The sequence below is a fragment of the Hypericibacter sp. genome (genome assembly GCF_050729195.1).
Classification (GTDB): domain Bacteria; phylum Pseudomonadota; class Alphaproteobacteria; order Dongiales; family Dongiaceae; genus Hypericibacter.
Genome location: NZ_JBOHKS010000138.1, coordinates 1 through 2,635, shown reverse-complemented (window position 1 = coordinate 2,635; position 2,635 = coordinate 1). Strand labels below are relative to the sequence as shown.

Sequence of the window (2,635 nt, the reverse complement as noted above, 5' to 3'; positions counted from 1 at the left end):
AGTCGGGATCGGTCATGGCGAAGACGTCGATCTCCGTCACCATCCTCGGATAGGCCAGTTTGGGCAGCGGAATTCCAGTCGTCGCCGGGCCGGGGTCGGGGAAGAAGGATCCGCTGATCGAGAGGCTCTCATGCCGCGGCTTGGCGCCGCTGGGCGCCTCATAGACGGCGATCACCTTGCAGACGTCGCGGTAGTCCGCGCCCAGATCCTTCAGGATCGATCCGATATGAATCATGGACTGGTGCGTCTGCGCGGCGAGGTTGTCGGGATTGACCGCGCGCCCCTGCTTGTCGAGCGACACCTGGCCGCCCAGGAAGATCATGTCATGGCATTTGAGGCCATGGTGATAAGGCAGCTTGATGGTCCAGTCCCACAGCGAATCCGGCCAGGCATGGCGGCGCTTCAAATGGCTGCCGTCCTCGCCCAGCATCGCCACCATCTCGACCCGGATTTGATGGCCGGGCAGCGCGTGACGGGGAATCGGGATGCCGGTGGCGGCAGGCCCCGGCTCGGTGAAATTCGCGGCGCAGGCCAGCGCGGCGGGCTCGAAATCTTCGACCGTGCCATGGCCGACATACCAGCGATTGAGCTTCACCACGTCGGCAAAACCGGCACCGAAGGATTTGAGGGCGCGGCCGATCTGGCTCGCAACCTGTTTGGTCTGGCCGATGATGTCGTTGGGCAGCACCAGGCGGCCCTGCGCATCGACCGGCGTCTGGCCGCTGATGAAGATCATTTTCCCACAGCGCACCGCCGGCGCGAAGGGCGCGGGCAGGGGCGACAGGCCCTCGGATGGCGCGTAGCTTCGCGGCAGCGGGCGATCGTCCTCGCCCCGCATGGCGTAGCCCTCGATCTCGACCAGCATACCGGGATAGGCGAGGTAGGGGACCGGTACCGCCGTCACGGCGGGCCGGGTCCCGGCGGGAAGCCGCTTGCCGACCTGGGTGAGGAAAGCCCGCTCGTCCAGGCTGCCGTCATTCACATAGAAGCAGAGCAGCTTGACCAGATCGGGCAGATCCGAGCTCAGCTCCTTGAGAACGCGGCCGATATTGTCGACGGTGCTGGCGATCTGCGCCGCGAGGTCGCCGGGATGGCGGGCCTGGCCGTTATCGCCGAGATCGCCCTGTCCGCCGATCCAGATCATCTGGCCGGCGCGGACGCTCTGCTGGTGACCGGTCTTGATGGGCCAGGTCCAATGCCCCTTGGGCGATGCGCGACGCTGCTTCACGGGAACCTCTCATCGGAGCCGGACGAACTCGCCGGGACGCTTGGCGCCCTTGAATAGTTTCGGGACAGAGCGTCATTGGACGCCATACCCTAGCAGGGTTATTCCTGGCTTTTCACGGCCTGCCATAGTTGGGATCAGCGGTGGCAGGTCCTCCTCGTCGAGGATCTCGCCGCAGCACCGCCACGCCATGAACCGGTCAAGGGAGGCTTTCGATGAGCACAGCCAAAGACGTCGCCGTCGCCTTGAGCTTCGATTACGACGCGCTCTCGGTCTGGATCGGCAGCTTCGCCCAAACTTCGCCCACGGCCTTGTCGCGCGGCGAGTTCTGCGCGGTCGGCTTGCGCCGCATCCTGGCGGTGCTGGAGAATTACAAGGTGCCGGGCAGTTTCTATGTGCCCGGACACACGGCCTATGCCTATCCCAAGACAGTCGAGGCGATCGCCGCCGCGGGTCACGAAATCGGCCATCATGGCTGGACCCATGAAAGCCCGCTTGCCGTCACGCCCGAACGCGAGCGCTGGATCCTGGAGAAGGGTCTCGAGGCGTTGCAGACGGTTGCTGGCGTGCGTCCGGCCGGCTATCGCTCACCGGCCTGGGACAACAGTCCCCACAGCGTGCCGCTGCTGCTGGAACATGGCTTCGAGTATGACAGCAGCATGATGGGCTCCGACTTCGAGCCCTATTGGTGCCGCGTCGGCGATGTCGCCAGCCTCGATGACCCGTTCCAGTTCGGCAAGCCGGTCGATCTGGTGGAGATGCCGGTCTCCTGGCATCTCGACGACTTCCTGCAGTTCGAGTTCGTCGCGACCGGTGTCGGCATGCTGCAGGGCGCCCAGACACCGCGCCAGACGCTCGAGACCTGGAAGGCCGAGTTCGATTATCTCTATGACCGCATCGGCCACGGCATCTTCACGCCCACCATGCATCCGCAGGTGATCGGCCGGGGCCATCGCCTCACGGTCCTCGAGGGGCTGATCGAGCATGTGCTGAGCAAGCCGGGTGCACGCTTCACCACCGTGGGCGATTATTGCCGCCAATGGCGCAAGGGCAAGACGCCGAGCCTACCGGCCGATGCGGTGCAGCCCGGCTATCTCGAAGAAAAGATCAAGCGGCGCGCCTGACCCCGACAGCCGCCGATCAGATGTCCGTCCAGCCGCCATCGACGCGCAGATTGGCGCCGGTGATGTAGGAGGCGGCGTCGCTGGCGAGGAAGGCGATCGCGCGTCCGACTTCCGCCGGCGCGCCCATGCGCTTCAGAAGCGTGATGTTCGCATCGTCGATACGCAGCTTCTCCGTATCGGCGGGCGACAGGGCGATCTTCTCATAGATCGGCGTGTCGATCGGCCCCGGGGCCACGCTGTTGACGCGGATCCCGCGCGGCGCCAGCTCGGTCGCCAGGGTGCGCAC

General features: G+C 65.5%; 3 protein-coding genes. 1 reads left to right on the top strand and 2 read right to left on the bottom strand.

The window, feature by feature from the left end; translation table 11 throughout:
• Positions 1-1,228: RidA family protein (locus tag ACREE8_RS10900; protein WP_431573017.1), on the bottom strand; the 1,228-nt coding region annotated here is incomplete at its 3' end.
• A 212-nt stretch (positions 1,229-1,440) separates the two neighbouring features.
• Here ACREE8_RS10900 and ACREE8_RS10895 point away from each other — a divergent pair.
• Entirely contained in the window at positions 1,441-2,349 is a 909-nt protein-coding gene (locus ACREE8_RS10895) for a polysaccharide deacetylase family protein (protein WP_431573016.1), read from the top strand.
• Between the two features lie 16 nt (positions 2,350-2,365).
• Here the strand turns inward: ACREE8_RS10895 and ACREE8_RS10890 are convergent.
• The coding region (locus ACREE8_RS10890) for an SDR family NAD(P)-dependent oxidoreductase (protein WP_431573015.1) at positions 2,366-2,635 on the bottom strand (270 nt) is incomplete at its 5' end.

Bases quoted from the DNA above. Each gene is read 5' to 3' on its own strand.
- ACREE8_RS10895 (WP_431573016.1), top strand. From the start codon at position 1,441: ATGAGCACAGCCAAAGACGTCGCCGTCGCCTTGAGCTTCGATTACGAC.